At 64.9% G+C, this 18,938-nt stretch carries 20 protein-coding genes and 1 pseudogene; 8 read left to right on the top strand and 13 right to left on the bottom strand.

The window, feature by feature from the left end; translation table 11 throughout:
- Positions 1-112 precede the first annotated feature (112 nt).
- From SOM61_RS09495 to SOM61_RS09485, 3 genes are read right to left on the bottom strand one after another with little or no spacing between them, the layout of a single operon-like run.
- Entirely contained in the window at positions 113-1,570 is a 1,458-nt protein-coding gene (locus tag SOM61_RS09495) for an NAD(P)(+) transhydrogenase (Re/Si-specific) subunit beta (RefSeq protein WP_320473863.1), read from the bottom strand.
- Positions 1,567-1,905 carry an NAD(P) transhydrogenase subunit alpha part 2 gene (locus SOM61_RS09490; RefSeq protein ID WP_320473862.1) on the bottom strand — a complete coding sequence of 113 codons (339 nt, stop codon included), beginning with the start codon at positions 1,903-1,905 and terminating at the stop codon, positions 1,567-1,569. The genes SOM61_RS09495 and SOM61_RS09490 overlap by 4 nt, the downstream gene beginning before the upstream one ends.
- 40 nt (positions 1,906-1,945) lie before the next feature.
- A complete protein-coding gene (locus SOM61_RS09485) occupies positions 1,946-3,058 on the bottom strand; it encodes a Re/Si-specific NAD(P)(+) transhydrogenase subunit alpha (RefSeq protein ID WP_320473861.1) in 1,113 nt (370 codons plus the stop codon).
- A gap of 241 nt (positions 3,059-3,299) precedes the next feature.
- Between SOM61_RS09485 and SOM61_RS09480 the strand changes: the two genes are divergently transcribed.
- Both SOM61_RS09480 and mnmA read left to right on the top strand, forming a co-directional pair.
- Positions 3,300-3,782: an NUDIX hydrolase gene (locus SOM61_RS09480; RefSeq protein ID WP_123071736.1), complete on the top strand. Its 483-nt coding sequence runs from the start codon at positions 3,300-3,302 to the stop codon at positions 3,780-3,782.
- A gap of 18 nt (positions 3,783-3,800) precedes the next feature.
- Entirely contained in the window at positions 3,801-4,925 is a 1,125-nt protein-coding gene (gene mnmA, locus SOM61_RS09475; protein WP_320473860.1) for a tRNA 2-thiouridine(34) synthase MnmA, read from the top strand.
- Between the two features lie 3 nt (positions 4,926-4,928).
- Here the strand turns inward: mnmA and SOM61_RS09470 are convergent, their stop codons facing one another.
- Positions 4,929-6,707 carry a sensor domain-containing phosphodiesterase gene (locus tag SOM61_RS09470; protein WP_320473859.1) on the bottom strand — a complete coding sequence of 593 codons (1,779 nt, stop codon included), beginning with the start codon at positions 6,705-6,707 and terminating at the stop codon, positions 4,929-4,931.
- Between the two features lie 172 nt (positions 6,708-6,879).
- Between SOM61_RS09470 and SOM61_RS09465 the strand changes: the two genes are divergently transcribed.
- Positions 6,880-7,608, top strand: a complete 729-nt coding sequence (locus tag SOM61_RS09465) for a GAF domain-containing protein (RefSeq protein WP_320473858.1) — start codon at positions 6,880-6,882, stop codon at positions 7,606-7,608.
- A gap of 4 nt (positions 7,609-7,612) precedes the next feature.
- On the opposite strand, the gene SOM61_RS09460 is transcribed toward SOM61_RS09465, so the two are convergent.
- The 6 genes from SOM61_RS09460 to SOM61_RS09435 form a co-directional block, all read right to left on the bottom strand.
- Complete coding sequence (locus SOM61_RS09460; RefSeq protein WP_320473857.1) at positions 7,613-8,008, bottom strand: response regulator; 396 nt, start codon at positions 8,006-8,008, stop codon at positions 7,613-7,615.
- A 15-nt stretch (positions 8,009-8,023) separates the two neighbouring features.
- Positions 8,024-8,800: a 5'-3' exonuclease gene (locus SOM61_RS09455; protein WP_320473856.1), complete on the bottom strand. Its 777-nt coding sequence runs from the start codon at positions 8,798-8,800 to the stop codon at positions 8,024-8,026.
- Between the two features lie 13 nt (positions 8,801-8,813).
- Positions 8,814-9,488, bottom strand: a complete 675-nt coding sequence (locus tag SOM61_RS09450; protein WP_320473855.1) for a glutathione S-transferase — start codon at positions 9,486-9,488, stop codon at positions 8,814-8,816.
- A 93-nt stretch (positions 9,489-9,581) separates the two neighbouring features.
- Complete coding sequence (locus tag SOM61_RS09445; RefSeq protein WP_320473854.1) at positions 9,582-9,845, bottom strand: hypothetical protein; 264 nt, start codon at positions 9,843-9,845, stop codon at positions 9,582-9,584.
- Positions 9,846-9,848: 3 nt separating this feature from the next.
- Positions 9,849-11,729 (bottom strand): ferrous iron transporter B, encoded by a 1,881-nt coding sequence (gene feoB / locus SOM61_RS09440; protein ID WP_320473853.1) that lies wholly within the window; start codon positions 11,727-11,729, stop codon positions 9,849-9,851.
- A gap of 4 nt (positions 11,730-11,733) precedes the next feature.
- A complete protein-coding gene (locus tag SOM61_RS09435; protein WP_123071746.1) occupies positions 11,734-11,988 on the bottom strand; it encodes a FeoA family protein in 255 nt (84 codons plus the stop codon).
- 235 nt (positions 11,989-12,223) lie between these two features.
- On the opposite strand from SOM61_RS09435, the gene SOM61_RS09430 reads away from it, so the two are divergent.
- The 3 genes and pseudogenes from SOM61_RS09430 to SOM61_RS26470 all read left to right on the top strand — a co-directional run bounded on the left by SOM61_RS09430 (position 12,224) and on the right by SOM61_RS26470 (position 14,049).
- Positions 12,224-12,433: a (2Fe-2S)-binding protein gene (locus SOM61_RS09430; protein ID WP_123071745.1), complete on the top strand. Its 210-nt coding sequence runs from the start codon at positions 12,224-12,226 to the stop codon at positions 12,431-12,433.
- A gap of 121 nt (positions 12,434-12,554) precedes the next feature.
- Positions 12,555-13,541: pseudogene (locus tag SOM61_RS09425) on the top strand (histidine kinase dimerization/phospho-acceptor domain-containing protein); the annotation flags it as partial.
- A gap of 73 nt (positions 13,542-13,614) precedes the next feature.
- Complete coding sequence (locus tag SOM61_RS26470; protein ID WP_414674966.1) at positions 13,615-14,049, top strand: ATP-binding protein; 435 nt, start codon at positions 13,615-13,617, stop codon at positions 14,047-14,049.
- Here SOM61_RS26470 and SOM61_RS09420 read toward each other — a convergent pair.
- Positions 14,021-14,749, bottom strand: a complete 729-nt coding sequence (locus SOM61_RS09420) for a MipA/OmpV family protein (RefSeq protein ID WP_320473851.1) — start codon at positions 14,747-14,749, stop codon at positions 14,021-14,023. The genes SOM61_RS26470 and SOM61_RS09420 overlap by 29 nt on opposite strands.
- Positions 14,750-15,206: 457 nt before the next feature.
- Between SOM61_RS09420 and bfr the strand changes: the two genes are divergently transcribed.
- Positions 15,207-15,677, top strand: a complete 471-nt coding sequence (gene bfr, locus SOM61_RS09415; RefSeq protein ID WP_320473850.1) for a bacterioferritin — start codon at positions 15,207-15,209, stop codon at positions 15,675-15,677.
- 99 nt (positions 15,678-15,776) lie between these two features.
- Here the strand turns inward: bfr and SOM61_RS09410 are convergent, their stop codons facing one another.
- Together SOM61_RS09410 and SOM61_RS09405 are read right to left on the bottom strand one after the other, a co-directional pair.
- Positions 15,777-16,703, bottom strand: a complete 927-nt coding sequence (locus SOM61_RS09410) for a PfkB family carbohydrate kinase (RefSeq protein WP_320473849.1) — start codon at positions 16,701-16,703, stop codon at positions 15,777-15,779.
- A gap of 14 nt (positions 16,704-16,717) precedes the next feature.
- The gene (locus SOM61_RS09405; RefSeq protein ID WP_320473848.1) at positions 16,718-17,332 is read right to left on the bottom strand and encodes a glutathione S-transferase C-terminal domain-containing protein; all 615 of its coding nucleotides are present in this window, start codon (positions 17,330-17,332) and stop codon (positions 16,718-16,720) included.
- A 157-nt stretch (positions 17,333-17,489) separates the two neighbouring features.
- Here SOM61_RS09405 and purB point away from each other — a divergent pair, with 157 nt between their 5' ends.
- Positions 17,490-18,869, top strand: coding sequence for an adenylosuccinate lyase (gene purB, locus SOM61_RS09400; protein ID WP_320473847.1), 1,380 nt, complete (start codon positions 17,490-17,492; stop codon positions 18,867-18,869).
- The last annotated feature ends 69 nt before the right edge of the window (positions 18,870-18,938 follow it).

Raw genomic sequence — 18,938 nt, 5'->3', positions numbered from 1 at the left:
TTATTGAGCAATTTCTCAGCTCGATGTTGTCACTTAATTCGACTCCGACCCTAATTATCTGGGTGACAATTGGCCAATAAATCTACTCTGACCCTAATTGTCGGGCTATTGATTATTCGACGGCTTTGACCATCGATTCGATGACTTTCTTGGCGTCGCCGAAGACCATCATCGTGTTGGGCTGGTAGAACAGGTCGTTGTCCAGGCCGGCGTAGCCGGAGGCCATCGAGCGTTTGTTGACGATGATGCTTTTCGCGCGGTAGGCCTCCAGGATCGGCATGCCGGCGATCGGGGATTTGGGGTCCTTCGCGGCCGGGTTCACCACGTCGTTGGCGCCCAGGATCAGGACCACGTCGGTCTGGCCGAAATCGCCGTTGATGTCTTCCATCTCGGCCACCTGGTCGTAGGGGACTTCGGCCTCGGCCAGCAGCACGTTCATATGGCCCGGCATGCGGCCGGCCACCGGGTGGATCGCATAGCGCACCGTCACGCCGTGTTCCGTCAGCTTGTCGACCAATTCCTTCACCGTGTGCTGGGCGCGCGCCACCGCCAGGCCGTAGCCGGGAACGATGATCACCGATTCTGCGTTCTGCAGGATGAAGGCGGCGTCTTCGGCCGAACCGGATTTGACGGGGCGCTGCTCCTTGGCGCCGCCGTCGTCGACGACGGCTTCGCCGCCGAAGCCGCCCAGGATCACGTTGAAGAACGAGCGGTTCATCGCCTTGCACATGATGTACGAGAGGATCGCGCCGCTCGAGCCGACCAGCGAGCCGGCGATGATCAGCATCGAGTTGTTCAGCGAGAAGCCGATACCGGCCGCCGCCCAGCCGGAATACGAGTTCAGCATCGACACCACCACCGGCATGTCGGCGCCGCCGATCGGGATGATGATCAACACGCCCAGCACGAAAGCCAGCGCCGCCATCAGGATGAACGGCGTCCAGCTCGGCGCCACGCCGTCGGCGAAGCAGAACATCAGGCCCAGCACGACGATAGCGATCGCCAGCACCAGGTTCAGGATGTGCTGCCCCCCGAAGCGCACCGGCGCCCCCTGGAACAGGCGAAATTTGTATTTGCCCGACAGCTTGCCGAATGCGATCACCGACCCCGAGAAGGTCACCGCGCCGACGAAGGTGCCGATGAACAGCTCCAGCCGGTTGCCGAACGGGAGTGCGCCATCGCGGGTGGCGATATTGAAGGCCCAGGGTTCGGACACGGCGGCGATCGCGATGCACACCGCCGCCAGGCCGATCAGCGAGTGCATGGCCGCCACCAGCTCGGGCATCTTGGTCATCTCGACCTTTTTCGCGGCGTACGCCCCGATCGCGCCGCCGACCACGACGCCCAGCAGCACCAGGCCGAAGCCCGAGCCGCCGCCCTGCCCCAGATTGTCCTGCAGCTTGAGCATCAGCGCCACCGTGGTCACCACGGCGATCCCCATGCCGGCCATGCCGAAGGCGTTGCCGATGCGCGCGGTCGAGGGCGAGGACAAGCCCTTGAGCGCCTGGATGAAGCATACCGAGGCGACCAGGTAGAACAGGGTCACGAGGTTCATGCTGATGGCGTTCATGCCTGCTTCTCCTCGATCTTCTCTTCGACCGCCGCCTTCACGGCCTTCGGCTCCTTCTTCTTGAACATCTCCAGCATGCGCTGGGTGACCAGGAAGCCGCCGAACACGTTCACCGCCGCCAGCGCCACCGCCACCGTGCCGGCCACGCGCCCGGTCAGGCCTTCGGTCAGGCCGGCAGCCAGCATGGCGCCAACGATCACGATCGCCGAGATGGCATTGGTGACCGCCATCAGGGGCGTGTGCAGCGCGGGGGTGACGGTCCAGACCACGTGGTAGCCGACGTAGATCGCCAGCACGAAGATGATCAGGTTGATGATGGTGTGGCTGATGTCCATGCCTAGTCTCCTGTCTGGTTCTGGTCCTGCCTGAAGCAATCTATTTGCGTAGCACTTCACCATTCGCGCACACCAGCGTCGCGGTCACGATCTCGTCCTCGCGGTCGATGAAGAAGCGGTCGTCCTTGTCGATCACGAGCTTGAGGAAGTCCAGCACGTTGCGCGCATACAGGGCAGAGGCATCGGCCGGCACCAGCGCCGCAAGGTTCGGCTCGCCGATGATGTGCACCCCGTGCCTGATCACGGTCTTGCCCAGCTCGGTCAGCGGGCAGTTGCCGCCCTGGGCGATGGCCATGTCGACGATCACGGAGCCCGGCTTCATCGCGCGCACCGTCTCTTCGCCGATCAGGATGGGCGCCTTGCGGCCCGGGATCAGGGCGGTGGTGACGACGATATCGGCCAGTTTCGCGCGCTCGTGCACCAGTTCTCCCTGGCGCCGCATCCAGTCGGCCGGCATCGGCCGCGCATAACCGCCACTGCCCTGGGCGATCTCGCACTCCTCGTCGGTCACATATGGCACGTCGATGAATTTGGCGCCGAGCGACTCCACCTGTTCCTTCACCGGCGGACGCACGTCGGACGCTTCGATCACGGCGCCCAGGCGCTTGGCGGTGGCGATCGCCTGCAGCCCGGCCACGCCCACACCCATGATCAGCACGCGCGCCGCCTTGACCGTGCCGGCTGCCGTCATCAGCATCGGCATGAAGCGTCCATAGGTATTGGCGGCCAGGAGGATGGCCTTGTAGCCGGCGATATTGGCCTGCGAAGAGAGCACGTCGAGCGACTGCGCGCGCGTGATGCGCGGCGCCGCTTCGAGCGCGAAAGCGGTGAGGCCGCTCGCGGCCAGCGCGGACAGATTATCGGCGTCGAAGGGATCGAGCATCCCGACCAGCACCGCCTCGCGCCGCATCAGGCCGCGCTCGTCGGCGTCCGGGCTGCGCACCTTGAGGACCATGTCGGCGCCAAAAGCAGCGGCGGCATCGACGATGCTGGCGCCTGCCGCCTCATAGGCGCTGTCGGGCGCCGCGGCATGCAGGCCGGCGCCGGACTGCACCAGGACCTGGTGTTTGGCTGCCAGTTTTTTGACAGTTTCGGGTGTTGCTGCAACACGCGTCTCGCCCGGCCTTGTCTCGGCCGGTATGCCTATCCTCATGACACCTCCGTACGTTGGAATACTCGAGTGCACAACCTGTCTTTACGGCAAGTGTTCCAATATACCTTCTTTTAATGAATTTGCAATGCTTATGACAAAACTCATGCCGCTTGGCCGATTTACCGGCATTTTTGCGACAGATCAAGCCGAATTAACGACAGGCAAGCGCCACAGGAAGGGCAAGGCTGAGCAGAGCAGCCCCCGCCCGAGGTAGAATACCGGCTCATTTTCAAGGACAGGCATGAGCGACATCTTCAAACCATCGGTTACCGTGGCTGCGATTATCGAGCACGAGGGCCGTTTCCTGCTGATCGAAGAAGAGACGAGCGAGGGCGTCAAGCTGAACCAGCCCGCCGGTCATCTCGACCCGCACGAATCGCTGGAACAAGCGGTCGTGCGCGAAGCGCTCGAGGAAACCGCCCACGAGTTCATACCGCGCACGCTGGTGGGAATGTATATGTCGCGCTACCACTCGAAGTCGCGCAATGCCGACGTCACCTACCTGCGCTTCACCTTCGCCGGGGCCGTCGGCCGCAAGTTCGACCAGCCGCTCGACGAAGGCATCCTGCGCACCCTGTGGATGACGCGCGACGAGATCGCCGCCACCGCCGACCGCCACCGCAGCCCGATCGTGCTCCGGTGCGTGGACGACTACCTGGCCGGCCAGAGCACGCCCCTGTCCCTGCTGCACACCCACCCCTCGGTGTTCGAGGGCGGGATCTGAATTCAATACGGACGTAACATGAGCAAGAAAAAAGTCGTGATCGGGATGTCGGGCGGAGTCGACTCCTCGGTCGCGGCGTGGATGCTGAAGGAACAAGGCTACGACGTGGTCGGCCTGTTCATGAAAAACTGGGAAGACGACGACGACTCCGAATACTGTTCGACGCGCCAGGACTGGATCGACGCGGCCAGCGTGGCCGACGTGGTCGGGGTCGACATCGAGGCGGTCAACTTCGCCTCCGAATACAAGGACCGCGTGTTCGCCGAGTTCCTGCGCGAGTACCAGGCCGGCCGCACGCCCAACCCGGACGTGCTGTGCAACGCCGAGATCAAGTTCAAGGCCTTCCTCGACCATGCGATGAAGCTGGGCGCCGACCTGATCGCCACCGGCCACTACGCGCGCGTGCGCGAGAACACGGGCAGCGGCAAGTTCGAGCTGCTGAAGGCCTTCGACGCCACCAAGGACCAGAGCTACTTCCTGCATCGCCTGAACCAGGCGCAGCTCTCGAAGTCGCTGTTCCCGCTGGGCGAGATCCCGAAGACCGAGGTGCGCAAGATCGCCGAGAAGCTGAAACTGCCGAACGCCGCCAAGAAGGATTCGACCGGCATCTGCTTCATCGGCGAGCGCCCGTTCCGTGACTTCCTGAACCGCTACCTGTCCTATAAGCCAGGCCCGATCAGGCTCGACGACGGCAGCAAGGTCGGCGAGCACGTCGGCCTGTCGTTCTACACGCTGGGCCAGCGCAAGGGCATCGGCATCGGCGGCCTCAAATCCCGCAAGACCGCCGACGGCATCAGCGAGCCGTGGTTCGTGGCGCGCAAGGACATCGAAAAGAACGAGCTGTACATCGTGCAGGGCCATGACCACCCATGGCTGCTGTCGAACCGCCTGGAAGCCGGCCAGGCCAGCTGGATCGCGGGCGAGGCCCCGGATCCGCGCGAGCTGGCGGCCAAGACCCGCTACCGCCAGGCCGACGTCGCATGCCGTGTGCAGGCCGAAGGCGGAGATGGCGAAAACAAGCGCTTCGCCCTCGACTTCACCGACCCGCAATGGGCGGTCACGCCCGGCCAGTCGGCCGTGCTGTACGACGGCGACGTCTGCCTGGGCGGCGGCATCATCGACGCCCGTTCGGGCATCGTCTGAACCTTACCGGGCGCGCCCGGCCAGCCATGCGGCCAGCGCGTCCGGCGCCAGCGGACGCGCGTGCAGGTAGCCCTGCACCTCGTCACAGCCCGCCGCGCGCAGGAGTTCTTCCACTTCCACCGTCTCCACGCCTTCGGCCACCACCTTGTGGCCCAGGTCGTGCGACAGCTTGATCATCGCCCCCACCAGCGCGCGCCGGCGTTCGTCCTGCGCCAGGTTGCGCATGAAGCTCTGGTCGATCTTGACCACGTTTGCCGGCAGGCTTTGCAGGTACGACAGGCTGCTGTAGCCGGTGCCGAAATCGTCGATCGCCAGCTGCACGCCGGCGCGCGCCAGGCGCTCCAGCGTGGCCTGCGCCACCTTCGGGTTGCGCATCAGCGCGCTCTCGGTGAGCTCGATCGCCAGGTTTGACGCCGGCAGGCCGTGGCGCACCAGGAGCTTCAATACGCGGTCGCAGAAATCCGGCTCTTCCAGGTTCACCGCCGACACGTTCACCGCCACCTGCAAGGTGACGCCCTCGTGGCGCCATGCGGCCATCTGGCGCATGGCGGCGGCCAGCACCCATTCGGTGGTGGCGCGCGCCAGCGAAGTGGCTTCGATCACGGGAATGAACTCGCCCGGCGAAATCACTCCCCGCTCTGGATGGCTCCAACGCAGCAGGGCTTCGACGCCTGCGCAGGCGCCGTCCTTCAATCCGATCTTGGGCTGGTACACCAGGTGCAGCTGGTTGCTGCCCTGGAGCGCGGCGCCGAAGGCGTTTACCAGCCAGAACTGGCGCTGCAGGACCGCATCGTGTTCGGACGAGAACACGCGCACGCTGCGCTCGGCGGCCAGGGCATCCTGGGCCGCGCTGTGCATATTGCGCAGCAGGTCCAGCCCCTCGGTCTGGCCGACCGTGAACGGCGCGACGCCGACCGTGGTCGTGGTGATGAAACGCGCCTGGCCGTGACTGGCGCGGGCGTCGAGCCAGGACTGCAGTTGGGTGCGGAAGGTCTCGAGCGAAATGCCGGCCGGTGCGAAGAAAGCGAACTGGATGGTGCCGACATGGTAGATCTTGCCGGCGCCCGCCAGGCGCAGCTGCGGCACGGCGTCGCGCACCATTTCGTCGAGGTAGCCGGCCCCCATCACGCGCTGGGCGTCGCTGAGCTCCTGCGGGCTGGCCAGGCTGACCAGGGCCGCCAGGCGCATGTCGCCGGCCAGCTCGGCCAGTTCCATGTCATTGAAGTCGACGATGAACTGGTTACGGTTGGGCAGGCCGCTGACCGGGTCGATCCGGCCCAGCGCATGCTGCAGCTCGATCTGCGCCATCACCATCGCCGCCAGGTCCTGCAGCGCCTGGCGCTCGACCTGCGTGACCTGGCGCGGTTCGGTGCCCAGCACGCACATCGCGCCCAGCGCAAAACCGTCGCTGGTCACGAGCGGTGCCCCGGCATAGAAGCGGATGCCATCCGCCGCCAGCTTGCTGTTGCGAAAGCAGGCGTTTTCCAGCAGGTCAGGCACGACCAGCACGTGGGCGGTATCGGCCACCTCCGCGCACGGCGCGCGCAGGCGCGGGATCGCATCGTGCTCGACGCCCACCTTCGATTTGAACCACTGGCGGTCGCTGTCGGTCAGCGACACCGCCGCGATCGGCAGATTGAACAACTGGGCAGCCATCCGCGTGATCCGGTCGAAGGCCTCGCTCGGCGGAGTGTCCAGCAATTCGAGGCGATGCAGGGCTTCAAGACGCGCAGCTTCATGGAGGGGCGGGGCCAATAGTGCTGGTTCGATCGGTGAGTTCATGGTTGGCCCCTGACTGGCGCACACGCGCTGGAAATGACGAAATTGATGGATTGTGATTCATTGTTGCAATAAAAATTCCCACAGTCAACAATTATTGCCAATTCTATCGTCATATTCATCATTTTTTTGTTGCTTGGTGTAAAATCCATGTATTGCAGCAATACAGCACACGATGATGACGAGACCCGACGACGATCCAATTCTGACCACGCGCGAAGCAGCGCGTCTGCTGGGGGTGGCGGTGAGCACGGCGCAGGTCTGGATGGAAGGCGGCGCGCTGCCGACCTGGAAGACCCCCGGCGGCCATCGCCGGGTGCGCCTGAGTGCGGTGACCCAGCTGATGCGGCAGCGCGAGGCCAGTCTGCCCACGGCGCAGGCCGAGCGGCTCTCCGGCGAGTTCCTCCCGACGCAGTCTCCTGCGTATCCGGTGGCGTCCAACGAAGCGCAGCGCCTGACGGCGCTGGCCGCGACGAAGCTGATGGACTCGGCCGAGGAAGAAGTGTTCGACCGCCTGACGTGGCTGGCCAGCCATGTGACCGAGTGCCCGATGGCCCTGCTGACCTTATTGTCCGGCCGGCGCCAGTGGTTCAAGTCGCGCATCGGCATCGAGCGGCGCCAGACCCCGCGCGAAGTGGCCTTCTGCAGCTATACGATCATGCAGGACGGGGCATTCGTGGTGGAAGATGCCGGCGCCGACCCGCGCTTCGCCGCCAATCCCCTGGTGACGGGCGCGCCGCACATCCGCTTCTATGCGGGCTATCCGGTGCGGGGCGCCAACGGGCTGGCACTCGGTTCGCTGTGCGTGCTGGACCGCGAACCGCGGCGCCTGCGCGAACGCGAATTGCGCGCGCTGCGCGAACTGGCCGCCATCGCGTCCGACGAAGTCAGGCGCCGCGGCTAACCCCTCACTGCGGCTTGGGCGCCGCCTGCTGCTTCTTGACGAAGGCGATCACGGTATTGCGGATGGTCTTGAGCACGGTGTCGGCCTTGAACGGCTTGACGATGAAACCGTGCACGCCGCGCGCCGCCGCCGACTGCACCGCCTGCGCATCGAGCGTGCCCGAGACCAGGAAGATCAGGGTCTTGGGCAGCTCGGCGCGCAGCTGTTCGACCACATTGCTGCCGTCCTCGACCTGCTCGCGCGCGATGCAGAGCACGTGCGGACGGTGCTTGATCGCCAGGCCGTAGCCCAGCGCGCTGGTGTGGGTCGCCCCCACCACCTCGTAACTACCGTCGGCCAGCACGGTGCCCAGCATCGACCGCGAGACCGCGTTTCCATCCACGATTACCGCCTTCAGCATTGCGTCGCTTTCCGTTCAGTGAGAGTCATAGGCCAGCATATTCCAGGTCACGCCCAGGCGCACGTCGAGCTTGAGCGACACCAGGCAACGCGAGATCTCGAGTATCTCATGCTCGGCGCGCAGCCTCTCGCCGAGCGGCGTCTTGAGGATGCCGGCTCCCTGGACCACGGCGTCGAGGCTGCCGTAGGCATTGAGCAGGCGCGCGGCCGTCTTCATGCCGATCTTGGACACGCCCGGCACGCCGTCGGTCGGATCGCCCATCAGCGCCAGCAGGTCGTGCAGCCGCTCGGGGGCGACGCCGAAGCGCTGGCGCACCCAGGCGTCGTCATGCCATTCGTTCTTGAAATGGTCCCACACCAGCGCGCCGTGCGCGATCAGCGGATGCAAGTCCTTGTCGGTGGTGGCGACGATGGCTTCGCCACGTCCTTCCGACAGCCAGCGCATCACGCCGGTGGCGATCACGTCGTCGGCCTCTACCTCGGGAATCGACAGGACGTGCAGGCCCGCCGCGCGCAGGCGCTCGTGGAACTCGGGCAGCGCCGCGCGCAGTTCATGGGGCATCGCCGCCCTGCCCTCGCGGTAGCGCGGATACAGGGCATGGCGCCAGTTATCGCCGCCGTGGTCGAACGCCGCCAGCACATGGGTCGGCGCATGCGTCTCGAGCACCTTGCGAAACGACGAGAAGGCGTGGCGCAGCGCGATGCTGGCCTTCAAATCCGAATCAGGTTCGGGACTGGCCTCGTACACCCGGCGTACGATGTTCAGACCGTCGATGGCGAGCAGCTTGGCCATGCCGTGGACTCCGTCAGGCCTTGCCAATCTCGTATTTTCCGCCACGCTCGAGCGCGCGCCCGTAAGCCGGGCGCGCCTGGATGCGCTTGAGGAAATCGCTCAGGTTCGGATACCTGGCATCCAGTCCGCCGCGCGAGGCCGCAGCTTCCAGCGGGAAGCTCAACTGGATGTCGGCCGCCGTGAATTCTTCGCCGGTGAACCAGGGATGTTTGCCCAGCTCTCCTTCCAGGTAGGCCAGGTGCAGCGCGATCTGCGGCAGCACGAAGCTGCCCTTGACCTTTTGCGCGATGCCGCGCGCGATCGGCTTGACGAAGAACGGCATCGGGCTGTTCTCGACCTTGTCGAACACCAGCTTGAGCAGCAGCGGCGGCATCGCCGAGCCTTCGGCGTAGTGCAGGAAGTGGCTATAGCGCAGGCGCGCCGGGGTGCCGGCCGCCGGTTTCAGGCGTCCCTGGCCGTACTGCTCGACCAGGTATTCGACGATGGCGCCCGACTCGGCCACCACCAGCTCGCCGTCGCTGATGACGGGCGACTTGCCCAGCGGGTGCACGGCTTTCAGCTCGGGTGGGGCCAGCATGGTCTTGGGGTCGCGCTGGTAGCGCTTGATCTCGTAGTCCAGGCCCAGCTCTTCCAGCAGCCACAGGATGCGCTGCGAGCGCGAGTTGTTCAGGTGGTGGACGACGATCATGGGGCGCCTGGGAAAGTGAGGATGGGCGCCAGATTAACACTGTTGCGCATGCGCCAACAAGCCCGCGCCGACAGCGCGGGCCGTGGAGGCGGATCAGCGCTGGTGCAGCTTGATCACGCGGTGCTTGCCGGGCGGATCCGGTTGCGAGGTTGACTGTTGCTGTGCGCAGCCGCTGCCGCAGCTGCCGCCGCCGCAACCGCCGCCGCCGGTCTTGTCGAGCCAGCGCGCGATGGCCGAGCTGCGCCCGCCGCGGGCCAGGCGCAGCACGATGCGCGCACGCAGGCCGGCCGACATGTACTTCGCGCCGAGGTATAGCGCGGCCAACGAGACGATGATGACGACGGCCAGTTCCTGCATGATTTACGCTCCAGTGATGGCGAGGGTGACGCGGTAGACGATGAAGGCCGCCGCATAGGCCAGGCCGAACATATAGCCGGCCATGATCCAGGCGTACTTGCGGCTGCCGGTTTCGCGCGCCACGGTGGCCAGCGTCGGCAGGCAGTGCGGCGCGTAGACATACCAGGCCAGCAGCGCCAGGCCGGTGGCCAGCGACCACGATTCGGCGATCATCGGCGCCAGCAGGTCGCCGACTTCGTCGCCGCCCGACAGCGCGTACACGGTGCCCAGCGCGCCGACCGCGACTTCGCGTGCGGCCATGCCCGGCACCAGGGCGATCGCGATCTGCCAGTTGAAGCCGATCGGCGCCAGGATCACTTCCAGCGCACGGCCGATCATGCCGGCCACGCTGTAGTAGATCGGCGGTTCGGTGGCGCCTTCCGGCGCGCCCGGGAAGCTCGACAGCAGCCAGAGCAGGATCATCATGGTCAGGATCAGGGTACCGACCCGCATCAGGAAGATCTTGGCCCGTTCCCACAGGCCCGAGACCAGTGCGCCCGCCTGCGGCCAGTGATAGGCCGGCAGTTCGAGCATCAGCGCCTGCTGCTTGAATTCGCTGCGGCGCCGCATGAACCAGGCCACCGCCATCGCCGACAGGATGCCGGCCATGTACAGGATGAACAGCACCACGCCCTTGAGGTTGAGCAAGCCCGCCACGGTCTGGTCGGGGATGAAGGCCGCGATCAGCAGCGCATACACCGGCAGGCGCGCGGAACACGTCATCAAGGGCGCGATCATGATCGTCACCAGGCGGTCGCGCGGGTTCTGGATCGTGCGCGCCGCCATCACGCCGGGGATCGCGCAGGCGAACGAGGACAGCAGCGGCAGGAAGGCGCGGCCCGACAGGCCGACGCTGCCCATGATGCGGTCCAGCAGGAAGGCCGCGCGCGGCAGGTAGCCCACGTCTTCGAGCAGCAGGATGAAGAAGAACAGGATCAGGATCTGCGGCAGGAACACCAGCACACTGCCGACGCCGGCGATGATGCCGTCCACGATCAGGCTGTGCAGCAGGCCTTCGCCGAGCAGGTCGCCGACGAATCCGCCCAGCGCGCCGACACCGGCTTCGATCATGTCCATCGGCGTGCCGGCCCAGCTGAACACGGCCTGGAAGATCAGGAACATCAGCGCGGCCAGGATGATCGGGCCCGCGACCGGATGCAGCACCACGTTGTCGACCTTTTCGGTCAGGTTGCCGGTGTCCTTCGCGGTGGAGACGGCGGCGGCCAGGATCCGGCGCACCTCGCGCTGGGTCTCTTCGACCGGCACCGCGTCGATCGCCGACAGCGGGTTGGCCTTGACCGGCGCGTCGAACGTCATGCGATCGAGTTCGGCCAGCAGCGCCTGTTCGCCGCCCGACTGGATGGCGACGGTTTCCACCACCGGCATGCCCAGTTCCTGCGCCAGCTTCACGGTGTCGATCTCGATGCCGCGCTTCTTGGCGACGTCGACCATGTTCAGGGTCAGCACCATCGGCAGGCCCAAACGCTTGAGCTCAAGGACCAGGCGCAGGTTCAGGCGCAGGTTGGTCGCGTTGACCACGCACAGGATGGCGTCCGGCGCGGCTTCGCCCGCGCGCAGGCCGGCCACCACGTCACGCGTGATGCCTTCGTCCGGCGTTTGCGCATTCAGGCTGTAGGCGCCCGGCAGGTCGAGCACGCGGAAAGCGCGGCCGGCCGGCGACTTGAAGCTGCCTTCCTTGCGTTCGATGGTGACGCCGGCATAGTTCGCGACCTTCTGGCGCGAACCGGTGAGACGGTTGAAGAGTGCGGTCTTGCCGCAGTTCGGGTTACCCAGCAGCGCCACCAGCGGCGTACGGGCCGCGACTTGTTGATCCATAACTCCCATTCGTTCAATCCGCCTTGATCGAGACCAGCGCCGCTTCGAACGGGCGCAGGGCGAACGTCGACTCGCCGACCTTGACCGCCAGCGGGCCTTTCATCACGCGCTTGAGCACGCGGATGCGCTCGCCCGGCACGAAGCCCAGCTCCATCAGGCGGCGCTGCACATCGACGCCGCCCTGCGCATGCGGCGCCAGCTGGACTACGGTGGCACTCTGGCCCGCTTTCAGCGAGTCGAGTGTGGACAGGGAGGGGGCTAGGGTCATGGCAGCTTCCAAATGGTTGTTGCGCTTATGAGACAGCGACAGGAATGATGCCGACATCATAAACCTAAATGCGAACTATTACTATTTGCAGCTTGTCATTGCCTGGACGAAAAGCACAAAAAAAGTGCGCGCAATACGCAAAATCCGCTTGCGTTTGCCGCCGAGTTTACAGAAAATAGCAACGCAAATGAGAATGATTCGCATTTTTATAGTGTAATTAGCAAGGGTAGCTCTGATGATCGTCTGCGTCTGCAATAACATCTCCGACCGTGAAATCCGCCAGGCCGTCGATCTGGGCATCTCGTCGATCGCTGAATTGCGCAAGGAACTCGGCGTCGGCACCATGTGCGGCACCTGCGTCAGCTATGCGCGCGAAGTCCTGCATACCCATCTCGACAGCAAAACCACGATTACCGAAGTGCGCCGCCTCCCGCAAGCGGCCTGAATCCAGACCCTGCCTCCCTCGCCTCGCCAAGCTGCGAGGCTTTTTTTTGTCCAGGCGCGTCTTAAAAGGTCATTAATCCGGCGGCGCTATACTTCCCGGTCCCGGATTCTCCACCGCTCCCATGAACATCCTGCTCGTCGAGGACGACGCCATGCTCGCTGCCGCCATCCGCGAGCGCGCGCGCCAGGAAGGCCTGGTCCTCGACCACGCGGGCGACGCCGAAAGCGCGCGCCTGGCTTTGCTCGACAACGTCTATTCGGTGATCCTGCTCGACCTCGGCCTGGCGCTCGCCTTTTGCTGGATCTGCGGCGGCGGCGTGGTTGTCGCCTATACCGCCAGCAACGAGCACAGCCTGTGGGATGGCAAGCTGCAATCCTTCGGCACCCGCCTGCTGCTGTCGCTGCCGGCCGAGGAAATCAACGAGGGCCCCTTCGGCCCCAACCTCGAACTGCCGCCCGAGATGCAGCGTGACCCGGAGAACTTCGCGATCCAGGTCTGGAGCCATGACCGCAGGCTGATGATCCGCTCGCCGGCCGCGCCCGCGAAGCCGTTCCAGCCAACCTTCCACAACGGCTTCGCCAGCGTGGATGCAAGCGGGCAGACCTGGCGCGTGTACACGATCTCGGACCGCGACGGCCTGGTGTCGGTGCAGGTCGCCAACCTGCAAGGCGTGATCGACCGCGAGATGTATGGCGAGACGCTGACCGCGCTGGCGGCGATGACGGCGGTGCTGGTGCTGGTGGCGCTGCTGCTGCTGCATGCGCTGGACCGTTCGCTGCGGCCCCTGTCCATGATCGAGCGCGCGCTGTTGCGGCGCAAGGACTTCGACCTGACGCCGCTGCCGGTGGCCGCGCTGCCAATCGAGCTGCGGCCCCTGGTCACCTCGTTCAACCACCTGCTGGTGCAGCTCGACAAGGCCGTGGCGAACGAGCGCCGCTTCCTGGGCGACGCCGCCCACGAGCTGCGCACGCCGCTGTCGGTGTTGCAAGCCCACGTCGACGTCGCCCTGCATGCGCGTAGCGACGCCGAGCGCGAGGAAGCGCTGCAGATGCTGCAGCAGGGTGTGCGGCGCAGCGCGCGCATGGCCGAGCAGCTGCTCGACGTGGCGCGGCTCGATGCGATGTCGTGTTCGATCAGCACCGAAGCGCTCGACCTGGCTGTGCTGGTCGAGCATGTAGTGCATGAATATGCCTATCATGTGCAGCACCTCGGCTGCACGCTCGTCTGCGAGAAGGCGCCGGCGTGGGTCGAGGGCAATCTCGACGAGCTGGCGACCCTGCTGCGCAACCTGCTGGACAATGCGGTGCGCTTCGCACGCGACAGCGGACGTGTCGAGGTGGCCTGTGGCGAGGGCCCACGATGGACCGTGGCTGAGCGTCGCCGACGACGGCCCCGGCGTGCCGGAGGCCGAGCACGGCGCCATCTTCCAGCGCTTCTACCGCCTTCCCGGCAACCAGGGCCGCGGCAGCGGCAGCGGCCTGTCGCTGGTGGCGGCCATCGCCCGCCTGCACGATGCGCGCATCGAGACCGGGGATGGCCTGGCGGAAAGAGGCTTTGCGGTGCGCATAGCCTTCCCTGCCCTTGCCGTCAAAATGCGTACAGATAGCCCAGCTTGATGCTGCTCTCGGTGGAGCGTTCCACCAGCGGGCTGTCCTTGATCTCGCTGCCCAGCGACTTGGCGCTGACGTCGATGAATAAGTTGTGACGGCGCTGGAAGGCGTAGCGCAAGCGCACCCCGGCCTCGATCGCCTGCGACGAGTCGCCGCTGTAGGCGCGGCGGCCCGCGCGTACCTCGCTGGCGCGCACGCCATAGTAGTAGTCGACGTAGTCCTTGTCGTACCACTCGGCCCCGATGCGTGGGGTGATGGTGACGGCGCCAGTGCGCAATTCGCGGTTCAGTTCCAGCTTGATGCGCTTGCCCTCGGCGTCGCCGGTGGCGGCCGTGAATTCCCCCGCCACGCTCATGGCGCCGCTGCGCCAGATCGCGGCGCCGCCCAGCCACAGGCCGCCCTTGCGCTCTTCCATGCCGGCGAGATAGGGCGAATCCTTGGCCTCGTAGCCATCGTTGGCATAGCGCGCGCGCAGGCGGAACTGCAGCGGGCCATATGAGGGCAGCTTGTAGTCGATGCGCGCGCCGAACACACTCAGGTGCTTGCTCTCGTACAGCACCAGCGGCAGCGGGTCGACTTCGTCGTCGAAGTCGCGCAGTGGGCTTTTATCGAAGCCGGCGCCGAAGCCGAGGCCCCACTGGGAGGTCTTGGGCGACGCTTCGGCGGCGAGCTGCTCTGGCGCCACGACCTGGGCGGATGCCGGCACGAGGCAGGCAGGAACGATACAGGCCAGTGCCTCGGCCAGGATGCGAAAGGGGGAAGTGCTTGGTTCATCGATGTCCTCTGACGGTGGGGCGAAACGCCTGTCGCCTATCCTGGCGGCGGGCGTACCATGGCGCGCCACGGCAGGGCGAACAATGCCAGGCTGTGATTAATGGGTTTTTAAGGCGGGTTTAATGCGGGTTTTAATGCGCGGCTTTTTAATGCGGGAAAGAAGCTGGAGATAATGGACCAACCAGGTGAAACGAGAAGCGGTCTCATTTCATTTTGCGGTAGCGAGAAGCGTTATCAAGGTGGAGTGAGAACGGTTTTTATTACGCCGCATTTTGTGGCTTTTTCTTGGATTTAATGCGCTTTTTTCGCCAATTTTCTCCCTTTTGAGGGCATATTTCGCCAGCTTGTTTGCTATCATTGAGTCCATTCAAAATCATCAGGGGCTCCAAATGAAAGGCGATCAAAACGTTCTCCGTCTGCTGAACGCACAGCTGACCAACGAACTCACCGCGATCAACCAGTATTTCTTGCATGCGCGCATGTACCGCCATTGGGGCCTGGAAAAGCTGGGTAAAAAGGAATACGAAGAATCGATCGGCGAAATGAAACACGCCGACAAGCTGATCGACCGCATCCTGATGCTCGATGGCCTGCCGAACCTGCAGGCGCTGCACAAGCTGATGATCGGCGAGTCGACCCAGGAAATGCTGGAATGCGACCTGAAACTCGAACGCGGCGCGCAAGTGACCGTCAAGGAAGGCATCGCTGCCTCGGAAGCGGCCGCCGACTACGTGTCGCGCGACCTGTTCCTGATGATCCTGGAAGACACCGAAGAGCACATCGAGTGGCTGGAAACCCAGCTCGACCTGATCGTCAAGGTCGGCATCCAGAATTACCTGCAGAGCCAGATCGCGTCGTGATGGGATGTGGCCGGCGACGTCGTTTGGCGTTGTCGGCTGATCGTTGTACTCAGGTTCCCGCCTTCGCGGGAACGACCTTGCCAACGCGGCTGGAAGTTGTCAGCGCCAGCGCGTCATCCACTTGTCGTAGAACCCCATATCCGCCGGCACCGCACCGGGAATCGCGCAGATCGCGCCGGCGAATTCGTTCGCGCGCGACAAAGCCGTTTCCAGTGGCCAGCCACGCATCCGCCCCAGCAAAAAGATCGCCGCGAAGGCGTCGCCCGCCCCCACCGTATCGATCACGAACGGCGGGGCTGGATGATCGCGCTGGGTCAGGACCCGTCCCTCGCTGTCGAAGTACACCGAGCCGCGGTGGCCCAGGGTGACGATCAGGGCGTCGAGCGAGAACATCTTGAGCAGCGCCTGGCACGAGGCGTGCACCTCGTCGGCCGCCAGCGGCGGATCGTCGGGCTTGATCTGGAAGTACCAGCCGAACAGCGCCTGCAATTCTTCTTCGTTGACCTTGACGATGTTCGCCGCCTGCAGCGAGCGGGTGACGCCGCGCTCGTCGTACTGGCCGTCGCGCAGGTTCAGGTCGAGGAAGCGCGCAGCCGTGCCGGCGGCGCCATCGAGTACGGCGTTGAGCGCGCCGCGCGACACCTCGTGGCGCTGGGCCAGCATGCCGAAATAGACGATGCCCGGCGTGACGCCGTCCATGCTTGCCACGGCCGCGGCGCGGTCGATGAAGTCGTAGGCCTGGTTCGGCAGGATCGTGAAGCGATGGCCGCGCGCGCCGCGCTCGACCAGCACGCGGCCGGTTTCTTCCAGCGGGTCGCGCTGCAGCCCGGCCTCGCTCATCGCGAATCGCTCGAACTCGGCGTGCACCAGCTGGCCGCTCTTGTCGTCGCCGATGCGGGTGATGGCCAGCACCGGCGCCATGAAGGCGGCCAGGTGGCGCGCCACGTTGAACGGCGCCCCGCCGACCACCTGCCCGGACTGAAAATCGTCGACCAGCGCTTCGCCGAACACCACGGCGGTGGACATGCCCGACGCGCCGTTCATGCGAGGAAGGGGACGGTGTCCTTGAACGACTGCCGTTCGGACAGCTTGTCGAAGAGGCGCGCCAGGTTCGGATAATCGCCGCGCCAGTCGATATCGGGGAAGCGGAAGGCGATCCAGCCCAGGGCACAGCCGACGGCGACGTCCGCCAGCGAATAGTGGTTGCCGGCGCAGAAGCTGGACTCGCCGAGGCGCTCGGACATCACGCGCAGGCCGGCATGCACCTTGCCCCGCTGGCGGGCTATCCATTCGGGGCTTTGCTGCGCCTCGGGACGCAAGGTGGTTTCCAGGCGCACCAGCACGGCGGCGTCGAGCACGCCGTCGGCCAGGGCTTCCCAGACCTTGACCTCGGCCCGGTCGCGGCCATTCGGCGGCAGCAGCTTGCAGACCGGGGTGAGCGTGTCGAGGTATTCGGCGATCACGCGCGAGTCGTACAGGGTGCTGCCGTCTTCCATCACCAGGCATGGAACCTTGCCCAGCGGATTTGTCTGCTGGATGGTGGTATCGGCGGCCCAAACATTCTCCTGGATAAAGGAATAGTCGAGCTTTTTATCCGCCAGCACGACACGGACCTTGCGGACGTAGGGGCTGGTGACAGAACCGATGAGTTTCATGGGAGGTCGCAGTTGGGAATCGAAACCCAGTATAGCATCGGCCCCTGCCGTAAAACCTGCGCTGTCGCCGCCCCAACACACTCCAGGACTGCGGCATGCGCAAGGGTTCGCCGCCCGTCCGGTGGTAAAATCCGCGTTTTTGACCGCCACTGCTGCCATGACCTCTACCGCCCTGTCCCCTACCTTGTCGGCCCTGTCCCCGCTCGACGGCCGTTACGCTTCGAAAACCGACAAGCTGCGCCCGATCCTGTCGGAAACGGGTTTCATGCACCACCGCGTGAAGGTCGAGATCGCGTGGCTGCAGGCGCTGTCGCAGGCCGGCTTTGCCGAAATCAAGCCGTTCTCCGCGCAAGCGATCGCCCACCTCGACCAGATGGCGGCGAATTTCAGTGAAAAGGATGCAGCCCGCATCAAGGAAATCGAGGCGGTCACCAACCATGACGTCAAGGCGGTCGAATACTGGCTCAAGGAGCAGGTCAAGGACGTACCCGAACTGGTCGCGGCCAGCGAATTCATCCACTTCGCCTGCACTTCGGAAGACATCAACAACACCTCGCACGGCATGATGCTGAAAAGCGCGCGCGACGGCGTGATGCTGCCGGCGCTGCAAGCCATCATCACGAAACTGACCGAGATCGCCCACACCAATGCGGCGCTGCCGATGCTGTCGCGCACCCACGGCCAGACCGCCAGCCCGACGACGCTCGGCAAGGAAATGGCCAACGTGGTCGCGCGCCTGCAGCGCGCCGCCCGCCGCATCGCCGACGTCGAGATCCTGGGCAAGATGAATGGCGCGGTCGGCAACTACAACGCCCACCTGTCGGCCTATCCGGAATTCGACTGGCCGGCGTTCTCGAAGAACGTGATCGAACAGCGCCTGGGCCTGACCTTCAATCCCTACACCATCCAGATCGAGCCGCACGACTACATGGCCGAGATGTTCGACGCCATCGCGCGCACCAACACCATCCTGCTCGACCTGAACCGCGACATCTGGACCTACGTCTCGCTGGGCTACTTCAAGCAAAAGCTGAAGGCTGGCGAGATCGGTTCGTCGACCATGCCGCACAAGGTCAACCCGATCGACTTCGAGAACTCGGAAGGCAACCTGGGCCTGGCCAATTCGGTGCTGCGCCACATGGCCGACAAGCTGCCGGTCTCGCGCATGCAGCGCGACCTGACCGATTCGACGGTGCTGCGCAATATCGGCGTCGGCTTCGGCTATGCGCTGCTGGCCTACGACAGCTGCCTGCGCGGCCTGAACAAGCTGGAAGTGAACGCCGCCCGCCTCGAACAAGACCTGGACGCGAACTGGGAAGTGCTGGCCGAGCCGGTGCAGACCGTGATGCGCCGCTACGGCATCGCCAACCCGTACGAGCAGCTCAAGGAACTCACCCGCGGCAAGGGCATCACCCGCGAAGCGCTGCGCGAGTTCATCGAAACGCTGGCCGTGCCGCAGGAAGCCAAGGACCTGATGCTGGCGATGACGCCGGCGAACTATACGGGCCTGGCGGCGAAGCTGGCGGCAGAAATCTAAGCAGAAAACGCAGTATTCGTTAGCCCCAGAACGTCGTCGTTCCCGCGGAGGCGGGAACCCAAGTATTTA

The organism is Massilia sp. CFBP9012 (genome assembly GCF_034045115.1).
Lineage (GTDB): Bacteria > Pseudomonadota > Gammaproteobacteria > Burkholderiales > Burkholderiaceae_D > Telluria.
The sequence above is the reverse complement of the archived record's forward strand: the minus strand, read 5'-3'. Positions and strand labels throughout refer to the sequence as shown.

What these genes read in the sequence shown, in the direction of transcription:
- SOM61_RS09495 (WP_320473863.1), bottom strand. Translation starts at nt 1,570, where the DNA reads ATGAACGCCATCAGCATGAACCTCGTGACCCTGTTCTACCTGGTCGCC.
- SOM61_RS09490 (WP_320473862.1), bottom strand. Translation starts at nt 1,905, where the DNA reads ATGGACATCAGCCACACCATCATCAACCTGATCATCTTCGTGCTGGCG.
- SOM61_RS09485 (WP_320473861.1), bottom strand. Translation starts at nt 3,058, where the DNA reads ATGAGGATAGGCATACCGGCCGAGACAAGGCCGGGCGAGACGCGTGTT.
- SOM61_RS09480 (WP_123071736.1), top strand. Translation starts at nt 3,300, where the DNA reads ATGAGCGACATCTTCAAACCATCGGTTACCGTGGCTGCGATTATCGAG.
- mnmA (WP_320473860.1), top strand. Translation starts at nt 3,801, where the DNA reads ATGAGCAAGAAAAAAGTCGTGATCGGGATGTCGGGCGGAGTCGACTCC.
- SOM61_RS09470 (WP_320473859.1), bottom strand. Translation starts at nt 6,707, where the DNA reads ATGAACTCACCGATCGAACCAGCACTATTGGCCCCGCCCCTCCATGAA.
- SOM61_RS09465 (WP_320473858.1), top strand. Translation starts at nt 6,880, where the DNA reads ATGATGACGAGACCCGACGACGATCCAATTCTGACCACGCGCGAAGCA.
- SOM61_RS09460 (WP_320473857.1), bottom strand. Translation starts at nt 8,008, where the DNA reads ATGCTGAAGGCGGTAATCGTGGATGGAAACGCGGTCTCGCGGTCGATG.
- SOM61_RS09455 (WP_320473856.1), bottom strand. Translation starts at nt 8,800, where the DNA reads ATGGCCAAGCTGCTCGCCATCGACGGTCTGAACATCGTACGCCGGGTG.
- SOM61_RS09450 (WP_320473855.1), bottom strand. Translation starts at nt 9,488, where the DNA reads ATGATCGTCGTCCACCACCTGAACAACTCGCGCTCGCAGCGCATCCTG.
- SOM61_RS09445 (WP_320473854.1), bottom strand. Translation starts at nt 9,845, where the DNA reads ATGCAGGAACTGGCCGTCGTCATCATCGTCTCGTTGGCCGCGCTATAC.
- feoB (WP_320473853.1), bottom strand. Translation starts at nt 11,729, where the DNA reads ATGGGAGTTATGGATCAACAAGTCGCGGCCCGTACGCCGCTGGTGGCG.
- SOM61_RS09435 (WP_123071746.1), bottom strand. Translation starts at nt 11,988, where the DNA reads ATGACCCTAGCCCCCTCCCTGTCCACACTCGACTCGCTGAAAGCGGGC.
- SOM61_RS09430 (WP_123071745.1), top strand. Translation starts at nt 12,224, where the DNA reads ATGATCGTCTGCGTCTGCAATAACATCTCCGACCGTGAAATCCGCCAG.
- SOM61_RS26470 (WP_414674966.1), top strand. Translation starts at nt 13,615, where the DNA reads ATGAATATGCCTATCATGTGCAGCACCTCGGCTGCACGCTCGTCTGCG.
- bfr (WP_320473850.1), top strand. Translation starts at nt 15,207, where the DNA reads ATGAAAGGCGATCAAAACGTTCTCCGTCTGCTGAACGCACAGCTGACC.
- SOM61_RS09410 (WP_320473849.1), bottom strand. Translation starts at nt 16,703, where the DNA reads ATGTCCACCGCCGTGGTGTTCGGCGAAGCGCTGGTCGACGATTTTCAG.
- SOM61_RS09405 (WP_320473848.1), bottom strand. Translation starts at nt 17,332, where the DNA reads ATGAAACTCATCGGTTCTGTCACCAGCCCCTACGTCCGCAAGGTCCGT.
- purB (WP_320473847.1), top strand. Translation starts at nt 17,490, where the DNA reads ATGACCTCTACCGCCCTGTCCCCTACCTTGTCGGCCCTGTCCCCGCTC.